Origin of the sequence: Pseudomonas sp. WJP1 (assembly GCF_028471945.1) — a bacterium.
Taxonomy (GTDB): Bacteria; Pseudomonadota; Gammaproteobacteria; order Pseudomonadales; family Pseudomonadaceae; genus Aquipseudomonas.
On the sequence record NZ_CP110128.1, the window covers coordinates 3,140,157 to 3,158,931 of the forward strand.

The window sequence follows — 18,775 nt, forward strand, 5'->3', positions numbered from 1 at the left end:
GAGTTCTAAACCCAATAGCCGATTTGGCATACAACAAGAAAGTAAGGAGCTTTACCCATGAAACTCAGCAGCGGTGCGTTAATGGCCATGGCTATCAGCAGTATCACCGCCACGGCTTACGCCGAGACCCAAAGCCAGGCGCTCACACCGGTTATGGTCAATACCAAAAGTGCACAAGCCGACGCCACCGGCTTCGTCGAAGGCCAATCGATCTCCGGCACCACACGTAACTGGTACGCCAACGAACAACTGCATCGCGGCAACAAATTCATTTACCGCAAAGACGGTGTACCCACCTCCACTGATCGTCGTATCAACTGGGTTCAAGGCACCATCATCAAATACAACTCCGGCTTCACTGAAGGCGCCGTAGGCTTGAGCACCGAAGTAGCGGCCTACAACGCAGTCGCGCTGGAACGGGATCGCAAGGACCTGGCGTCCAACAACGGTGGCGCACCGGGCACTCGTCCAGGCGCGGGCAACAACCGTACCCTGACCAAAGAGGGTGGTGATGCGCAGGGTCAGTGGAGCAAGCTGGGGCTGGCTAACGTCAAGGCGCGCTTCTCCAACACCACCCTGACTGCCGGCCGCATGAACTTCAGCAGCCCGCAAGTGGATGTGATCGGTACCCGTGCACTGCCTTCGAGCTTCCAAGGGGTCGCGGTTCACAGCGAAGAGTTGAACAACCTGGCATTCGACCTGGGCACTTTCGACCGCAACTCACCGCGAACCGAAGAAAGCGTGCGTAGGTTCCGCACCGAATACGCCAACGGCATCGTCGAAACCGACCACGTCTACACCGGCGGTATCACCTACAACCCGCTCGCCAGCCTGACCACCAGCCTCTGGGCGACCCAGGCTGAAGACATCTGGAACCAGTACTACTTCGGCGCCTCCCACGTACTGGGCGATAGCCAGGTACTGAGCCTGACCACGGGCCTGAACTACTACAAAACCACGGAAACCGGTAAGGCCCTGATCGGCGACATCGACAACCAGGCCTACTCCCTGTCGTTCGGCCTGACCCACCAGGCGCACACCCTGACCTTCTCGTACCAGGAAATTAACGGTAACGAGTACTTCGACTACCTGCACGAAACCAACGGCATCTACCTGGCCAACTCCCTGCTGTCGGACTTCAACGGCCCGAACGAAAAATCGTTCCAGGTTGCCTACGGCCTGAACATGGCCGAATACGGCGTACCGGGCCTGAAGTTCATCATCTACCAGGCTCGCGGTTGGGGCATTGACGGCACCCACTACACCGGCAACGGCGGCGTGGCAGGCAAGGGTTACGACGGCATCCAGGCCCAGGACGGCGAAACCCACGACGAATACGGCATCGGCGCGACCTATGCCGTGCAGAGCGGCCCACTCAAGGCTACCACTGTCCGCGCGAACTACACCGCTCACCGCGCCAGTGAAAACCAGGGAGATGGCAGCGTCAACGAGTTCCGTCTCGTGACCACCATTCCGTTCAATATTCTGTAATGCACCTGCCCAAAGGTTGATTCAGTGACGAATCGGCCGTTGGGCGTTTGTCCTTTAACTCAACGCAGAGGGTTCTTGATGAAAATGCTTCCCCTATTGGATAAGCAACAGAGCGGCGCATGAAGATGAGCAGACTATCCGTACAGGCACCGAGCGCCGTAGTGATGATCCGCCCTCATCACTTCACTCCGAACCAAATGACCGCAGCGGACAATGCGTTCCAGTCGCGCGACGAAAAGCACACGCCTGATGTTCTGGCCGCCAAGGCGTATCAGGAAGTCACGCAGATGGCGCAGGGTCTTGGCGATGCCGGGATCACAGTCCATCTCTACGAGGACGAGTCGACCTCGACACCCGACTCCGTGTTTCCGAACAACTGGTTTTCGACCCATTCAGGCGGGCATGTCGCGATCTACCCGATGTACTCGGAGAACCGGCAACGCGAACGCCGCGGTGATGTCATCGAGATGCTCAAGAGTGAGTATCGGGTTCAGGACGTTATCGACTATTCAGGTCTCGAGAAAGACAAGGTATTTCTCGAAGGGACCGGTGCGATGGTGCTCGATCACGTTGCCCGCGTCGCCTACGCAGTACGGTCCAACCGAGCGAACGACGTTGCGCTCGAACGGTTCTGCACGCATTTCAATTTCGAACCGATGATTTTTGATGCTTTCGATCATAACGGCAAGCCGATTTACCACACCAATGTACTTATGTGCATCGGAACCGACTTCGTCTTGTTGGGGGCGCAGTCGATCCCTGACGCCGGACGGCGACAGGAAATCGTTGCGAGACTGGAGGAGACTGGTCGTCAGGTCGTAGAGCTTTCGACCGAGCAAATCGCAAACTTCGCCGGCAACGCCATCGAGCTGAAGGGCAGGAACGGTCGAATCCTTGCGCTATCGGCACGGGCGCATGCGGCACTGCAGTTGGAGCAGATATCGGCAATTGAGCAGTCTGTGCAATTGCTGCCATTCGATGTTTCGACCATCGAGCTCGCGGGTGGATCCGTGCGGTGCATGCTTGCGGGAATTCACTTGTCACGGCGTATGCCGCTGACTGCATGAACGTCTATCACGGCCGAGTAGGTCGGCATAAACAAACTTCACAGGGACATAGGTGCATTCAGATGACGCAAACTAGATCAGTCTATCGGTTCAACTCCGCAATCGTTCGTAAACCCTCCACCTCTGTCGTCAACGGCCTGCGGGCCGACGATAGGGGTGGTCCGACGTATGAGGGCGTCATGGCCGAGCACGACGCCTATATTGCTGCCATGCGCAATGCAGGTGTCGATGTGACCATCCTTGCGCCTCTTGAGGCGTTCCCGGACTCCATCTTTGTCGAAGACACGGCGCTCGTTTTCACCGAGGGTGCCATTCTGCTCCGTCCTGGCACTGCAAGCCGGGTCGATGAGACCGTGGAGATTGCGGGAGCCTTGCGCGACATGTTCAATAACGTGCTCGAACTACCTGTCCCAGGGCATGCCGACGGCGGGGATGTGATGTACACGCCGAAATGCGTCTTGATTGGCCTGTCCGCACGGACCGATAAGGTTGGGGCCGAAGCGCTCGTTTCTTGCATCGACAAACTCGGCGCAAAGGCCAAAATCGTTGCGACTCCGGAAGGTGTGCTGCATTTCAAGACGGCTTCCTCACTCGTTGACGAAGAAACTGTGATTTCCACGGCCCGTTTAGCCGAGACCGGCGTGTTTGAAGGCTTTAGGCAGATCATCGTTCCGGAAGGCGAAGAGGGTGCGGCGAATGTGTTGCGTGTGAACGACGTCGTCATGGTAGGTGCCAACTACCCGCGCACGATCGAAATTCTCGACAAAGAGGGCTATAGGGTCGTGCCACTCAGGACCGCCGAAATCGAGAAAATCGACGCTGGACTGTCCTGCATGTCACTGCGCTGGTATCGGGACGGCAAGTAGACTGTTCCAATGCAACTCATCGTCCTGTGTGGGCGTTAGTGTTTGCCGTCGACGGATCAGAAGGAGCGGCGGTCAGTAGTTGGAACCGCCTGAGCTTTTGACCAAGCCTGCCGTCGACGGCTTCCTGGAGTTGGAACAGGGCAAGGCACATCCTCGATATCTAACCCTCACCTTGCTGCTGCGCTAAGAGGCAAGCAGTAAGCTCGTTTCAGTAACATTCCTGCACCAGGGGCAGGTTGAAGATGAATCGCCCATGGTTTCGTGGACATTTCCGAGTGGCTTGCCGATCAGGCTCACAAGGCAACCCTTGCACATATCCCGAGCATCTGCGAAAACCTCACGCAAATCGAAAGAGCAACGCCTGGACCGTGCCAGGCGACGAGTTGAGGGCAGGGCATGATGCAACACCTGGATCACTTTTCCTTGCGCCTGTTCATCCTGGTCTGCGATGAGGGCACCATCGCACGCGCCAGCGAGCGGGCGTTTATCGCGCCGTCGGCGGTCAGCAAGCGGATTTCCGATATCGAGGCGCGCTTCGGTACGCCGTTGCTCAAGCGCAGCAAACGCGGGGTTGAACCGACACCGGCGGGTGTGGCGCTGCTGCGGCACGCGCGGTCGTTGACGCGGGCGATGGAGCGGCTGGACAGCGAACTCAGCGAGTACGCCGAAGGCGCCCGTGGGCATGTCCGGGTATTGGCCAACGTCTCGTCGATCATGGAGTTCCTGCCGGAGGAACTGTCGGATTTCATGCTGGAGCATCCCAGGATCCAGGTCGACATCGAGGAGCGTTTCAGTCCTGATGTGGTGCGAGGGGTGGTTGAGGGCAATGCCGACCTGGGCATTTGTCGACGTTCGATGGCCGTGGGGGACCTGGAGTTTCTGCCGTATCGGCAAGACCATCTGGCGGTCGTGGTGGGTGCCAACCATCCTTTGGCGGGTCGCTCCAGCATCGCGTTCGCCGAGACGCTGGCCTTCGATCACCTGGGATTGTCCGCGTTCGCCACGCTCAACAACTTCATGCGCGAAGAAGCCGCGCAACACGGCCAGGAGCTGCGTTTTCGCTCCTATGTGTCGTCGTTCGATGCCGCGTTCCGCCTGGCGCAGTTCGGTCTGGGGCTGGCGGTGTTTCCGCTGGAAGCGGTTGCGCGATACGCCCGCTTGTTTGACCTGAGCATCATTGCGCTGACCGATGAGTGGGCGTTGGGTGAGTTCGTGATCTGCGTACGTGATCGGGATGCGCTATCGCTGTCGGCGCGAAGGCTGCTGGACCATCTGATGTTGCGCGCTCCAGCGCTTCAAGCACGACCTTGAACGTATCCATCGTGGTTGACGATGGAACAGCCCGTAAATCACGTCTTTTCGCTGTACCGATGGCTCTCTAATCTGAAACCACGCTTCAGACCGTGAGAGCCTTTTGATGACAACAATAACAATCAACGAAGTCGGTATGCGCGATGGTTTGCAAAGCCTTCAAGCCATCATGCCCACCACCGCCAAGCGCCAATGGATCGATGCCGCTTATGCGGCGGGCGTGCGTCATATGGAGGTCGCCTCCTTCGTCCCCGCCAAACTGCTGCCACAGATGGCCGATGCCAAGGAGGTCGTGGCGCATGCCCTGAGCTACCCGGACCTGGTCGTCACCGTACTGGCACCCAACCTGCGCGGCTGCCGCGATGCGCTTGAGTCCGGTGCCCACCGCATCATTGCGCCTGTTTCTGTCAGCCCGGCCCATAGCCTGGCCAACGTGCGTCGCACGCCGCTGGAGATGGTCGAGGAGCTGGGGCGGATGTGCCAGCTGCGCACCGAGTTGGGCTTGCACAACGTGCAGGTGATTGCCGGAATGTCGGTGGCCTTCGGCTGCACCCGCCAGGGTGATGTGCCATTGAGCGACCTCTGCGAGTTGACCGGTCACGTGCTTGAGGCCGGTTGTGATCTGGTTTCGCTCGGCGACACCACGGGCTACGCCAATCCCGGCCAGGTGGCGACGACCTTGCAGGCCGTGCGGGCCATCGCGGGCGACAAACTCAGGGCCGCGCATTTTCATGACACCCGAGGCCTGGCACTGGCCAACAGCCTGGTGGCCGTGCAGCAAGGGATTACCGAGCTCGATTCGTCACTGGCCGGGTTGGGCGGTTGCCCGTTCGCGCCGGGGGCGTCCGGCAACACCGTCACCGAAGACCTGGTGTTCATGCTGCAGAGCATGGGCTACGACACCGGCATCGACCTGGCCTCGCTGATCGCCTCACGGGATGTGCTGCGTGAGGCGTTGCCAGGCGAGACCCTCTACGGCTGCATCGCCCGCGCCGGCCTGCCACTTAATTACGCGCTCGCTGCCAGTCGCACCTAAGCCTGTCCGATCGAGGAGAACAACAATGTCCAGACTTCCCTTGGACGGCATTCGTGTCGTCGAAATTTCTCACATGGTCATGGGGCCAACCTGCGGGATGATCCTCGGTGACCTCGGTGCCGAGGTGATCAAGATCGAACCGACCCGTGGCGATGGCACACGCCGTTTGCTGGGCGCCGGTGCCGGCTTTTTCCGCACCTTCAACCGCAACAAGCAATGCATCGCCATCGACGTCAATACCGCGCAAGGCCGTGAAGCCGTGCTGGAGCTCATCGACACGGCTGACGTGTTCATCGAGAACTTCAAACCCGGTCGCATGCAGGAACTGGGCTTTGGTTACGCAGCGATTCGCGAGCGTAACCCGCGCATCATCTATGCCTCGCACAAAGGCTTCCTCAACGGCCCGTACGACAACCGCCTGGCCCTCGATGAAGTGGTGCAGATGATGGCCGGCCTGGCCTACATGACCGGCCCGGTCGGCCGGCCTTTGCGTGCCGGCAGCTCGGTGAACGACATCATGGGCGGCATGTTCGGGGCCATCGGCGTGCTTGCCGCGCTTAATGATCGCAACGTCAGCGGCGTTGGCCGCGAGGTGCAAAGCGCGCTTTACGAAAACTGTGTATTGCTCGCGGCGCAACATATGCAGCAGTACGCCGTGACCGGCCAGGCGGCTGCGCCGATGCCGAACCGCATCAGTGCCTGGGCCATCTACGACGTGTTCGAATTCGCCAACGGTGAGCAGATGTTCGTGGCGGCCACCGGCGAAGGGCAGTGGAACGCCTTGTGCCAGGTGCTGGGCCAGACCGCATTGCTCGACGACCAAAGCCTTTCCACCAACAACGATCGTGTCCTGCAGCGGCCACGATTGCTGGCTCACCTGGCTGAAGTCTTTGCCACCATGGATGCCCAGGCACTGGCTGTGGAACTCGAGGCCAACAGCATTCCGTTTGCGCCGATCCGTCGTCCGGAGGAGTTGTTCGAAGATCCGCATCTGCTGCAAAGCGGCGGCCTGGCCAATCTTGAGCTGGAAGACGGAACGTTTACCGCCATGCCCTTGCTGCCATTGTCCCTGGATGGCGAACGCCTGCAGGCGCGCCGATCGATTCCGCGCATCGGCGAACACACCCACAAGGTCATGCGCGAGCTGGGTTACAGCGATGAACACATTGCCGAACTGTGTGCGGCGGGCGTCCTGAAAACCGACGTTGCGGCCTGAGGGGAATCTGCCATGGCTATCTATCAATTCGACACGCTCATTCCTGCCATTCACGCTGAAACCTTCGTCGCCGAGGATGCCACCGTCATCGGCAATGTCACCCTCGAACAGGGCGTCAGCGTCTGGCCCCAAGCCGTGCTGCGCGGGGACAACGAACCGATTCGCATCGGCCAACACAGCAATGTGCAGGAAGGTGCAGTGCTGCACGCCGACCCCGGATTTGCGCTGACGGTAGGCGAGGGGGTCACCATCGGTCACCAGGCCATGTTGCATGGTTGCACCATCGGCGATGGTGCGCTGATCGGGATTCAAGCGGTCGTGCTCAACGGGGCGGTCATCGGCAGGAACTGCCTGGTGGGCGCCGGAGCGATTGTCACCGAGGGCAAGGTGTTCCCGGACAACTCGTTGATTCTGGGCGCGCCGGCCAAGGTCGTGCGCGAGCTCACGCCTGAAGCCATCGCCGGCATGCACCGTAACGCCCGGGACTACGTGACCAAGGGTCAGGTTTACAAAGACAAACTGGTACGAATCCGCTAAACCCCTTTGAGCAACGTCCTTGAGGACGTGCCTCTCTCCAATAATTACAACAATGGAGAAACATCATGGTTGCCATGACTGGTGCAATCTCGGTTGCGCGCAGCGAAGAAACGATCAACGAGCTTCTGCTCTATCGGCGAGTGGCCTGGCGCATCATGCCGCTGGCCATCATCTGCTTTCTGTTTTCCTATTTTGACCGGATCAACATCAGTTTCGCCAAAACCCAGATGCAGCAGGAACTGGGCTTGACCGACGCGGCCTATGGCCTGGCGGCGAGTATGTTTTTCATTGGCTACGTACTGTTTGAAGTGCCGAGCAGCCTGGGCCTGAAACGCTACGGCGCGCCGGCCTGGATCTGCCGGATCATGGTCTCCTGGGGCCTGGCCACAGCGGCGATGATGTTCGCCTACACCCAATACACGCTCTACTTCTTGCGTTTTTTGATCGGTGTGATGGAAGCCGGTTTTGGCCCGGCGATCCTGTTCTACCTCGCGTGCTGGTTCCCGAAAAAGCACCTGGCGAAGATGAACGGCCTGTGGTTCCTGTCGGTACCGCTCGCGGGTGCACTGGGCGGCCCGGCGGCCGGGATTCTGTTGGGTACGATGGACGGTGTACTTGGCCTTGCCGGTTGGCACTGGCTGTTCCTGATGTCCGGTTTGCCCTGTGTGGTGCTGGGTCTGTTGGTGCTGTGGAAGCTCGATCGGGACATCGAATCGGCCAAGTGGCTGAGCCGGGGCGAGAAGGACCTGCTGGCGGCGAACCTGGAGCATGACAAGAAGAACCAGAAACCGGTGCTGGGCTCATTGTGGCGGGTGTTGCTGACGCGGGAAGTGGCGATCATGGCGTTGATCTACTTCGTGATCAAGACCGCTTCCTACGGCCTGAATTTCTGGATGCCGCACCTGATCAAATCGTCCGGCGTACACAGCGTGTTCTGGGTCGGCATGTTGTCATCGCTGCCCTACATCGTGGCGTGCATCGGCATGATCTGGCTGACCCGGCTCTCGGACCGCACCGGCGAGCGCAAGAAATACCTGGTGATGTGCCTGATGCTGGCCGCCCTGGGGTACCTGCTGGCCTGCCTGTTCTCCGATTCATCCTGGGCCATGATGGCGGCGCTGGTACTGGCCACGGCAGGCACCTTCATCGCGATCCCGATTTTCTGGACGATACCGCAATCGACCTTCTCGGGGCTGGCGATCGCCAGCGGGACGGCGGCCATCAACTCCATCGGCCAGCTCAGTGGGATGGTCGCGCCGGTGATGGTGGGCAAGATCAACGACGTCAGCGGGACCAGCTACATGGGCATGTTGTCCATCGCACCGATGATCCTGATTGCCTGTTTTGTGGTGATGCGCTACGTCAGGAATCCCAAGGTCTGACCGGATTGCCCGGCATCCTTCACTGCTGATAACAACAATAAGACAGGCGCCAACATGACCTCATTCAACACCCAGCGGGCATCGCTGATGCTCGCGACGCTTTGCTGCGCTTCGCATTCGGCGGTTTACGCAGGTTTCGTCGACGATGCAAAGGGCAGCCTGGAACTGCGTAACTTCTATTTTGATCGTGATTTCCACGGTGATTCCGCCACCCAGTCCCGACGCGCCGAATGGGCCCAGGGTTTCATGTTGAAGCTACAGTCCGGTTTCACACCCGGCCCCGTGGGTTTTGGCCTGGACGCCGTGGGCATGCTGGGGATCAAGCTCGATTCCAGCCCGGATCGCTCCGGTACCGGTTTGTTGCCTCGGGGTTCGGACAAGCGTGCCGTGGATGACTATTCAAAGGCCGTCGGCGCCTTCAAGGCCCGGTTGTCCGAGACAGAAGTGCGCGTGGGCGGTCTCAGCCCACAACTGCCGTTGTTGGCGTCGAACTACAGTCGGCTGTTTCCACAGTGGTTCAACGGCGCCCAGTTGGTCAGCAAGGACCTGGACAGGTTTACCTTCACGCTGCTTGAGGTCGACGCCACCAAGCTGCGTGACTCCACGGATTTCGAAGACCTGACGGCGATGGCGCAGCAGGGGGCTTATTCGGCAACGGTGACCAGTGACCGGTTGTACTACGCGGGGGTCGATTACCAGCCGCTGAAAAACCTGACGCTGAGTGTTCACACAAGTCAGCTTGAAGACCTGTTTCAGCGCAACTTCGTCGGGTTCAAATACAAGACCGGGATGGGGCCGGGCGAAGCGTTCACCGAATGGCGCTATTTCTCTACGCGAGAAGCAGGGCGTGAGTTACTTGGCAAAGTCGATAACAGGACCTTGAGCACCAACGTCGGCTATTCGATCCAAGGGCACACGTTCAGCGGCGGTTACCAGAAGGTCAGTGGCGATACGGCTTACGCTTACGTCGGCGGAACGGACACCTACCTGTTCAGCGAGCAACAAATCAGCACCTTTGCGCTGGCCAATGAGCGCGCCTGGATGATGCGCTATGACTACGACTTTGCGGCCGTGGGTTTGCCAGGGCTGACATTCAATTTACGTTACGTGAAGGGTGACCAGGTCGATCCGCAGCGTATCAGCAGCGTCAAAGGCCGCGCCTTGAATGCCGCAGGCGGCGAGGGTGAAGAATGGGAGCGCACGACCGACCTCAGCTATATCGTCCAGTCAGGACCTTTGAGGAATGTTTCGCTGCGCTGGCGCAACGCAACGATGCGCTCCAATTTCGCGGATGCGGCGGACGAAAACCGCATCATCGTGGGCTACACGTTGGCGTTTTAGTCGAGGTCTGAGGGGCTTGAAAAAGGCGGCTGGATAGCCGCCAAATTCATGTGGATGACGCAATCAGCGCACACCCGCCTGACGCAATGCGGCCGGAGTGTAGTTGTTCGCCGAAGCGACGGCGCCGAACTCAATGCTGCGCTTTTCCTCGTTTTTCAAGCCCAGTACCGAGTAGCGACCGGACTGCAGGTCATACAGGGTTTCGGCGGTATAGCCCGGCGCCTGCTTATGGTAGTACTGCTGGGCATGCCCTTCGCCGACGCGCCACAGTTGGCCACGGCCGTCGTAATGGTCTACCTCGGCCAGTTGCCAGGTGTCCTCATCGAAGTACATGTGGCGTGTCGCATAGATGTGACGTTGGCCGGGCTTGACCTTGGCCACCACTTCCCACACCCGGTGCAGTTCGTAGCGGGTCAGGTCCTGATTGATATGACCGGCCTTGAGGATGTCGGCGTACTTGAGGTTGGGTGAATCGAGCTTGTAGCTGTTGTAGGGGATGTACAGCTCCTTTTTCCCGACCAGTTCCCAGGTGTAGCGATCCGGCGCACCGTTGAACATGTCGAAGTTGTCCGCGGTGGCCAGGCCATCGGCGGCCGTGGCCGGGCCATCATAGGCAACCTGTGGCGCACGGCGCACGCGGCGTTGTCCGGCGCTGTACAGCCAGGCATCGCGCGGCTCCTTCACCTGGTCGATGGTTTCGTGCAGCAGCAACACGTTGCCGGCCAGGCGAGCGGGTCCCGTCACGCGCTGGATGAAGTAGAACAGGATGTTATCGGCCTTGCTCTTGTCCAGGTCAGGCAGCTCGCTGGGGTAAGAGATCTCGTCCTCCAGTTGGACCATGCTGAACGCCCCGTCCGCTTGCGGCTGGACGCGGGTTGCCAGGCGGTGGAGGTTGCCGCCCCGATAACGAGTCATGTGGTTCCACAGCACCTGGATGCCATTTTTGGGCACAGGGAAAGCGTAGTAACGGGTATCGGCAAAACCGCTCAGGCCATTGCCGCCATCCACTTCTTCAGTCTTGACCGCGCTGGCCTTGATGACCGAATAGATGCCTGTTGGCAGCGCTGCGGTGCGGTGAGTGGGGTAGACAGGGATCTTGTAGCTGTCCGGGTAGCGCTTGAGCATTGCCAATTGGCCGGAAGACAGCTTGTCCTTGTACTTCTCGGCGGTGGCTGCCGTGATGACGAACAGGGGTTTTTCGTTGGCGAACGGGTCGCTCAAAAAGCCTTTGCTGTCCACCGTGCCAGCCGTTGTCGGCAAGCCTGCGGTCCAGGCCGGAATGCTGCCGTCGGCGTTCGCGGCTTTGACGGCACCCATGGGCGTCAGTGTCGTGCCCAGCTGTGCGGCCTCTTCGGGAGAGACCTTGGCCATGACGGCCGTGGCCAGCAGCGAAAGCGCCAGGGCGCCGGTTTTCATCACTATTTTTGTTGTTTTCATGAAGTCGCTCTCAAGTGTTGGAACGGTGGTGTTTCACTCGGTGGGTGCCTGTTCGAAGCACGGCAGCGCGCGATCGATGACCACCCACGGCCGTGCCGAGGCGCACCACAGGTGCATATCCGGTATGGGGTTGGCCGGCTGCACCAGGGTGCCGGCCTTGACCGCCAACAGGCCGGGCATCGCGCTGATTTCGGAGTACAGCGCCGAGCCGCATCGGGTGCAGAAGTAGCGCTTGACCGGCAACCCGCTGCCACCGGCCTTGGAGTAGCAGCCAAGGCTTGAACCTTCGACCCGAAAGCCTTGGGCGTGCACCAGCAGGTTGACCGAGAAGGCGCTGCCGGTCTGTTTCTGGCAGTCGCTGCAATGGCAGACCGCGGTGGACAGCGCACCGAGGTGGCTGGAGTAGTGGATGCCGCCGCACAGGCAGCTGCCTTTGATCATGTTCATGAGCGTTCTCATCGGTTTGGGGTCAGTTCAGCGGGTTGCCATTCGCGGGCTCGCTTGGCGGTATGCCTGAAGCTGTGGCGGGCGCAGAGCAGCAGCGGGCAGGCGAGGACGCAGGCGATCAGCGTGACGATCAGGATCGAGTAGCGAATGGCGGCGGGGTCGACCAGCACGTAGTCGGTGATCACGCCGATCGCCAGCGGGCCGATGCCCACCCCGAGCAGATTGAGTACGCCGGTAAACAGCGCGATGAACTGTCCACGCATCGGCGCGGGCGCTATTTCGACGATCAAGGCCGGGCCGATGCCGAACAGGCTGACCCAGCATGCCGCGCTGAGCGCCAGGAACGGCAGTGCCAGCGTGGCGCTGGGCGCCAGCAGCAGCGGTGTGGCGCACAGCGGCAAAACGATGCTGGCGCAGATCGCTACGCGCAGGTTGCCATTGGCGACGCCGCGGCGGCGCCAGTATTCACCGAGCCAACTGGCACCGAGCACACCCAGGGGCGAGCTGACGCACATGATCAGGCCCATCACGGTGCCGGCCTTGGCGTAAGTCCAGCCGAACTCGCGGACCAGGTAGCTGGGGACCCAGGCGCCGCCGCCGTAGACCGCCGCGTTATAGCAGCCCATGCCAAACACGACGGCGACGAAGGTGCGCCGGTTTGCGCGCAGGAACGCCAGCACTTCTCCCAGTGGCACGCCCGACGCCACCGAGGCCGGCGATGCCCGTGGAGTGCGATTGAGTCGTGGCTCCGGCACACCGGCCATCAGCAGCAGAACGATCAGCCCCGGCAGGCCGATCGACATCAGTGTGGTTTGCCAAGGCGCCAGGGTGCCCAGCAAGGGCAGGGTCAATGGATGGGCGCTGAAGTAGCCGAGCACCAGCCCGGTGGCGAGCAGACCTCCGCCAACGCCGATCGGGCCACCGGCGCCAAATACGCCAAGGGCACGGCCGCGTTTGTGTGGCACGAACAGGTCGCTGATCAGCGACACAGCGCCCGGTAACAACACGGCTTCGCCGACCGCCACCCCGACGCGAGCCAGCAACAGGTGCCAGAACTCGCTGGCCAGGCCGCTGGCAGCGGTGGCCAGGCACCACAAGCCAATACCGACCGTGATGATCAGGCGCCGGTTGCCACGATCGAGTGCGCGCGCGATCGGCAGGCCGGCCAGGGAATAGAAGGCGGCAAAGGTGAAGCCATGCAGCAGGCCCATCCAGGCATCATTGACGTGCAGCGCGTGCTGGATCGGCCCGACCAGCAGGCTGAGGACCTGCCGGTCCATGATCGAAAAGACATAGGCGAGCATCAGCACGCCCAGGGCATAGCTGGCTCGGCCCTGATGGGGCAGTAACGGCGTGGCGCAAGGCGTGGCCGGCGCCGGGATGGTCGTCGTGCTGGTCATCGACGGGTTACCTCGTGGGCTTGTGCTTGTAGTCGAGGCCACGCGGCGCACTCGTCGCCGCGCGGTACTGCCTTAACGGGCCGACGCGACGGCATCGGGCTGCTGCCAGAGGTTGTTGTCCGCGGCGACAGGCAACAGGCGTCGGTAGCCACCGCCGTGGAACACCAGTGGGGCCTTGTCGAAGCGGTCGAAGGCCAGCACTTCACCGACCAGGATGATGTGGTCGCCACCCTCGTACTGATACGTGGTCTTGCACTGGAAGCGCGCCGAGCAGCCGTCCAGCAGCGGTATGTCGCGGGTGCCGCGTTGCAGATCGAGACCGCTGAACTTGTCCGCGCCGCTTTTGGCGAAGCGGTTTGACAGCGGCTCCTGGTCCGTCGCCAGGATGTGCACGGCGAAGTGCGAACCTTCGGTGAAAGCGTGCGCCGACGAGGAGTCCTTGTTGATGCTCCACAGCACCATCGGCGGGTCGATCGACACCGAGTTGAAGCTGTTGGCGGTCAAGCCATAGTCCTGGCCATCCGCGCCGCGGGTGGTGACGATGGTCACGCCGGTGGTGAAGGCGCCGAGTGCCTGGCGGAACTGCTTGGGATCGAAATGCTGGGTGTTCATGAGGGGTACTCCATTACCTCCGGGTGTGCCGGCGGCTGATTGTTATTGGATCGGAGTGCAATGGCTCAGCGGTTGAGCAGCGGCATCACTAGACGGCCGAAGCGCTCGGCTTCTTCATGGTGCGGGTAGCCGGACAGGCAGAAACCGCTGCAACCGGCATCGACGAATGCCAGCAACTGGTCGGCGACCTGTTGCGGGTTACCCACCACGGCAATACCGGCACCGGGGCGCACTTCGGTGATGCCGGTCCACAGGTGCGGGGTCATCTTGCGGCCGACGGTGTTGGAGAGCTCTTTCATCCGTTGGTTGGCAACGGACTCGGCCATCATGGTTTTCACCTGCTCGGTCCAGCTCGGATCGGCGCCGTTGACCAGGGCATCTGCCGCGGCCCAGGCCTCTTCTTCGGTTTCCCGGCAGATGATCTGCAGGCGCATGGCGAACTCGATGGCTTCACCGCGGCCGTATTTGGCAGCCCGCTCACGCATGTCCTTGACCTGTTCGGCGATGCGCTCCGGGTAGTCGCCCCAGAACAGGTGGACGGCGGAGTGCCTGGCGGAAATTTCGGCCGCCTGCTCCGAACCGCCGCCGAGGAAGAACGGCGGGTGGGGTTGCTGGAAGGGGGCCGGTATGACTTTCGGACCGTGTGCCTGGTGGTACTTGCCTGCGTATTCCACACCTTCCTCGGTCCACAGGCGTTTCATCAGCTCGACTTCTTCTTCCAACTGCTCGTAGCGTTCTTCCTTGGAGACGATCTGGCCCTCGGCGTGGGCGTCTTTCTCACTGAGGCCGGCGATCAGGTTGATGTAGATGCGTCCTTTGGACAGCTGGTCGAAGGTGGCGAACATCTTGGCCTGGGCGACCGGATGGATGAAGCCCGGCTTCACCGCCACCAGAGCCTTGAGCTTTTGGGTGCGGGCGATGACGAAGGAGGCGGTGACCCAGGCATCCCAGCAGAAGGGCGTGACGGGGACCAGCACGTAGTCGAATCCGGCCTGTTCGGCGGTGACGGCTACCCGCTCGAAATGCTCGAGGGACTGCGGGATGCTTTTACTCGGGTCGCTGAAGGCAGAGGTGTCGCCAATCGTTGGAATGAACCAACCCATCTGCAGGGATTTTTTATTGTTCATGCTTGGGCTCTTGTACCGGGGAAACGTTGGAGCCACTACATCAAAGCCTGTACAGTGAGGGAAATGAATAGTTGGAATTTCAGGTATGCATAACGTAAATACACGTACCCTCGACCTGAACCTGCTGGTGGTCTTCGCGACCCTGTGGGACACGCAAAACGTCACCCGCGCTGGCGAACGCCTGGCGCTCAGCCAGCCGGCGGTCAGTCATGCGCTACGGCGACTGCGCGAGCGTCTGGGCGACGAACTGTTCGTCAATGGACGCCATGGCCTGGTACCGACCGCGCGCGCGAGCGAACTGATCGGCCCCGTGCGCGAAGCGCTGGGCCGCCTGGACGAAGTGCTGCAGGGTTCTACGCCATTTTTGCCGGCCGTGGCGCAGCGCAAGTTCCGCATTGCCTCCGGCGATTTCGTCGAGTTCCTGATCTTGCCGCGGCTGATCCAGCACATTGCCGACCAGGCACCCGGTGTGATGATCGAGGTTGTGCCGCTGCCGCCGAACAATGCCTTGCCAGCGCTGCTGGAAAACGGCGAGATCGACCTGGTCATCAGTACGTCCATGACGCTGGGTTCGGGTCTGCGGGAGGAGGCGATCACCACGGTTTCGTTGCGTACGCTGATCTGGCAGCGTGAAGGTTTGCCGCCCGGACGCTTTCCGCTGGACCTCTACCTGGAACGGCCGCAAGTGATGATCGAAGTGCACCAACGGGAGGGCAACATTATCGACGACGCACTGCAGGCCCAAGGGCTGGCCCGACGGGTTGGCGTACTGGTGCAGAACTTCATGGCGATGCCCGTGATTGCCGCGCAAACGGGTTATATCTGCAATCTGCCGGGGCCGATTGCCGAGGCTTTTGCAGAGACTTTCGGCCTTAGCTGCCACGAGCCTCCGGTCGATTTCCCCGCACCGCAATTGATCGCCTATTGGCATGCCAGGTTCGACGCCGATCCTGGCTTGAAATGGCTGCGGGAGCGGATAAAGGATTGCGCGGTTACCTGATCTGCCTGAAGACCGATACTTACTTCGCGAATCCAGATGCAAATATCGGATATTCCTGATGGTAGGTTTTTTTTGGCTGTTTCTATACTGGCGCCCAATCAAGGTTCAGTACCGAGGTTATCTGGAGCGCGATAAAAATAAGAAAGTTACAAGTCAATTCTGAATAGGCTTTCGGGATGTGGCTTGTTGAATTTGTAAGTATCTGCATTCTGCTTAGTTGAATAATAAAAGCGGCGTTCAAATCCATTCAGACGATTTGACGCTACAACATCTTCTATAGCTATCAATCAGAGCCTGAAAATGAACTTCTATGACATCATCGGTTATGACCGTGACGGAACTGTTCGTGAACTTGATACGGCACTAAACAAGGGGACGCTCACCACAAGGGATGTAACGTTTTCCGCACTTGGCTTTAATGCACCTGGCTGGATTGCAGCCTCTTCGATGTCGATTCTTTATTCCATATCCGGCCACCATGCGCCACTGGCCATCTTGATTGCGTACTTCTTCCCCATGCTGGTCATGGCGTTCTGCATGATCTCCCTCACTCGTCAGGCACCCTCGGCGGGCGGCGTCTTTACCTTCACCTCACGATTTCTCCATACCAGCGTCGGGACCATTCTCGGCTGGGCGTACGCTGTTGCCTGCACGGCCGTGATGGCCATGTGCGCAATCATCGGCACCGAATACATCCAGGCGCTGTTTCCGGCCCTGGCGGGTGCGCTTAACGCCAAGTTGATTTGCACGGGCATGGTGCTGACCTTCCTGGCCATTTCCTGCAAAGGCGTCAATGCCACGGCGAAAATCGCCAGCATCTTCCTGATTTTCGAGATCACCGTCGTCGCGGGGCTTGGCTTGATGGGCATCATCGACCCGCAGGTCCCGGACCTGTCGGTTCTGTCCATGTATACCCCGCAAGGGGTGGATGGCTGGTCGGCGATCGGGCCGGGGGTGCTGTTCGGCGTCTGGATGCTCGCCAACTTCGATTCGGCGATCAACTACATCGAGGAGTCGCGTATTCCGGTTCGAACCGTGCAACGTTCCATGTTGCTCGTCCTGACCAGCGCCTTTGTCATTTACACCCTCGCAGCCATCGGCTGGCAGTACGCCGTGCCCGTGGAGAAACTGGCGGCCATCATCGAAGACGGCAACGGCGGGCCAATCGCCGCTGTCGCCAACGTCTACTTGCCACCGGCCATGGCCTGGATTGCCTTGTTCGTGGTGATCACTTCGGCCTGTGCCGGTATGCAAATATCTTCCAGTGCGGCGGCGCGTACGCTCTATCGCATGAGCGAAGAAGGGCATTTGCCGCTGGCGCTCAGCGCCGTCAACAAAACCAAGTCGCCGTGGCTCGCCAGCATGATTGTCTCGGCCGTCGCCATTTCCCTGCTCTGGTGGAAACCGCTGGACAAGATCGTCTGGTACTACGACGTCGTGACCATCACCCTGGTGATGTCCTACATGGCCGCCATTGCTGCCTTTATCGTCATGACTTTCCGCCGCCAGCGCTTCGGCATCGCATTGGCTTTGTCGGCCCCTGCGTCCCTGGCCATCCTGGTGTTGGGATACATCGGTTATACCGCTGGAGCAAATCCGGTTTCCCCAGAAGATCAATACACCGCCTGGTACCTCGGCGCGCTGACGATATTGTCTGGCGCACTGATTCTGGTCTGGCAATCGCGCGTCTCCAGAAAACCCGTACTTTCCAAAGTTCAACAGTCCTGATGCCCACGCGCGGCGTTCATTTAAAAAATCAACGGAGAACTTATGAAACGAGTAGTCGTTATCACTGGCGCTGCAAGGGGCATCGGGCTGGCAATCGCCAAGCGTTTTGCTGCAAGTGGCGATCACCTGGTCCTCAATTACTTTGACAGCAAGGAGCAACTGGACGCCGTGCTACAGATTGCCGAAGACAACGGTGGCGACGGGTTCACCGTTCAAGCGGATATCAGCAATCCCGACGCCGCGGCCGGCATCATCCGCGAGGCGCAGAGTCGCTATGGAAGGGTCGATGTGCTCGTCAACAATGCTGGGAGACTGGTGTCGGCGACCGTCGAGCAGACGACCTGGGCGCAGTGGGAGCAGATGATCAGCACCAATCTCGGGGGCACCTGGGCCTGCATGCAGGCCGTGTTGCCGGGCATGCTGGCACGGGGGCAGGGGCGGATCATCAACATCAGCTCGGAGCTGGGGCTGATTGGCTTTCCCACCTACGCCGCCTACTGCGCCTCCAAGGGCGGGGTGATCGCGCTGACCAAAGCGGTGGCCAAGGAAGTGGCCCCCAAAGGTGTGCTGGTCAATTCGGTGGCGCCGGGGCCGATCGAAACCGACATGCTGATCAACGACACCATCGAATACAACGATGAGACCCGCGCGAGCCTCCCGTTGAAGCGCTTCGGCAAACCGGATGAGATCGCGGCGATGGTCGAAGCCCTGGCCGGGCCCGCGGGTGATTACATGGTTGGACAGATCATCAGCCCCAATGGCGGTGCTGCGATCTAG

General features: G+C 60.3%; 17 protein-coding genes. 12 read left to right on the plus strand and 5 right to left on the minus strand.

Going from position 1 to position 18,775, the window contains the following annotated elements:
• Positions 1-57 precede the first annotated feature (57 nt).
• From OH720_RS14275 to OH720_RS14315, 9 genes are all read left to right on the plus strand, one after another.
• Positions 58-1,491: an OprD family outer membrane porin gene (locus OH720_RS14275; RefSeq protein WP_272606152.1), complete on the plus strand. Its 1,434-nt coding sequence runs from the start codon at positions 58-60 to the stop codon at positions 1,489-1,491.
• 119 nt (positions 1,492-1,610) lie between these two features.
• A complete protein-coding gene (gene ctlX, locus OH720_RS14280) occupies positions 1,611-2,558 on the plus strand; it encodes a citrulline utilization hydrolase CtlX (RefSeq protein ID WP_442967293.1) in 948 nt (315 codons plus the stop codon).
• Positions 2,559-2,737: 179 nt separating this feature from the next.
• Positions 2,738-3,424 carry an arginine deiminase family protein gene (locus OH720_RS14285; protein WP_272606153.1) on the plus strand — a complete coding sequence of 229 codons (687 nt, stop codon included), beginning with the start codon at positions 2,738-2,740 and terminating at the stop codon, positions 3,422-3,424.
• 399 nt (positions 3,425-3,823) lie between these two features.
• Positions 3,824-4,735 carry a LysR family transcriptional regulator gene (locus tag OH720_RS14290; RefSeq protein WP_272606452.1) on the plus strand — a complete coding sequence of 304 codons (912 nt, stop codon included), beginning with the start codon at positions 3,824-3,826 and terminating at the stop codon, positions 4,733-4,735.
• A gap of 106 nt (positions 4,736-4,841) precedes the next feature.
• Positions 4,842-5,771 (plus strand): hydroxymethylglutaryl-CoA lyase, encoded by a 930-nt coding sequence (locus OH720_RS14295; RefSeq protein WP_272606154.1) that lies wholly within the window; start codon positions 4,842-4,844, stop codon positions 5,769-5,771.
• A gap of 25 nt (positions 5,772-5,796) precedes the next feature.
• Positions 5,797-6,987 (plus strand): CaiB/BaiF CoA transferase family protein, encoded by a 1,191-nt coding sequence (locus OH720_RS14300; protein WP_272606155.1) that lies wholly within the window; start codon positions 5,797-5,799, stop codon positions 6,985-6,987.
• A 12-nt stretch (positions 6,988-6,999) separates the two neighbouring features.
• Entirely contained in the window at positions 7,000-7,524 is a 525-nt protein-coding gene (locus OH720_RS14305; protein ID WP_008059817.1) for a gamma carbonic anhydrase family protein, read from the plus strand.
• Positions 7,525-7,589: 65 nt separating this feature from the next.
• Complete coding sequence (locus OH720_RS14310; RefSeq protein WP_272606156.1) at positions 7,590-8,906, plus strand: MFS transporter; 1,317 nt, start codon at positions 7,590-7,592, stop codon at positions 8,904-8,906.
• Positions 8,907-8,960: 54 nt separating this feature from the next.
• The gene (locus tag OH720_RS14315; RefSeq protein ID WP_272606157.1) at positions 8,961-10,247 is read left to right on the plus strand and encodes an OprD family porin; all 1,287 of its coding nucleotides are present in this window, start codon (positions 8,961-8,963) and stop codon (positions 10,245-10,247) included.
• A 63-nt stretch (positions 10,248-10,310) separates the two neighbouring features.
• On the opposite strand, the gene OH720_RS14320 is transcribed toward OH720_RS14315, so the two are convergent.
• From OH720_RS14320 to OH720_RS14340, 5 genes are all read right to left on the minus strand, one after another.
• A complete protein-coding gene (locus OH720_RS14320; protein WP_272606158.1) occupies positions 10,311-11,684 on the minus strand; it encodes a DUF1329 domain-containing protein in 1,374 nt (457 codons plus the stop codon).
• Positions 11,685-11,717: 33 nt separating this feature from the next.
• Positions 11,718-12,131 (minus strand): GFA family protein, encoded by a 414-nt coding sequence (locus OH720_RS14325; protein WP_272606159.1) that lies wholly within the window; start codon positions 12,129-12,131, stop codon positions 11,718-11,720.
• Positions 12,132-12,139: 8 nt separating this feature from the next.
• Complete coding sequence (locus OH720_RS14330; RefSeq protein WP_272606160.1) at positions 12,140-13,531, minus strand: spinster family MFS transporter; 1,392 nt, start codon at positions 13,529-13,531, stop codon at positions 12,140-12,142.
• 72 nt (positions 13,532-13,603) lie between these two features.
• A complete protein-coding gene (locus OH720_RS14335) occupies positions 13,604-14,143 on the minus strand; it encodes a flavin reductase family protein (RefSeq protein ID WP_442967294.1) in 540 nt (179 codons plus the stop codon).
• Positions 14,144-14,208: 65 nt separating this feature from the next.
• The gene (locus OH720_RS14340) at positions 14,209-15,270 is read right to left on the minus strand and encodes an LLM class flavin-dependent oxidoreductase (RefSeq protein WP_272606161.1); all 1,062 of its coding nucleotides are present in this window, start codon (positions 15,268-15,270) and stop codon (positions 14,209-14,211) included.
• A gap of 85 nt (positions 15,271-15,355) precedes the next feature.
• Between OH720_RS14340 and OH720_RS14345 the strand changes: the two genes are divergently transcribed.
• The 3 genes from OH720_RS14345 to OH720_RS14355 all read left to right on the plus strand — a co-directional run bounded on the left by OH720_RS14345 (position 15,356) and on the right by OH720_RS14355 (position 18,775).
• Complete coding sequence (locus OH720_RS14345; RefSeq protein ID WP_272606162.1) at positions 15,356-16,270, plus strand: LysR family transcriptional regulator; 915 nt, start codon at positions 15,356-15,358, stop codon at positions 16,268-16,270.
• A gap of 447 nt (positions 16,271-16,717) precedes the next feature.
• Complete coding sequence (locus tag OH720_RS14350; RefSeq protein WP_336299070.1) at positions 16,718-17,998, plus strand: APC family permease; 1,281 nt, start codon at positions 16,718-16,720, stop codon at positions 17,996-17,998.
• Positions 17,999-18,040: 42 nt separating this feature from the next.
• Entirely contained in the window at positions 18,041-18,775 is a 735-nt protein-coding gene (locus OH720_RS14355) for an SDR family NAD(P)-dependent oxidoreductase (RefSeq protein WP_272606164.1), read from the plus strand.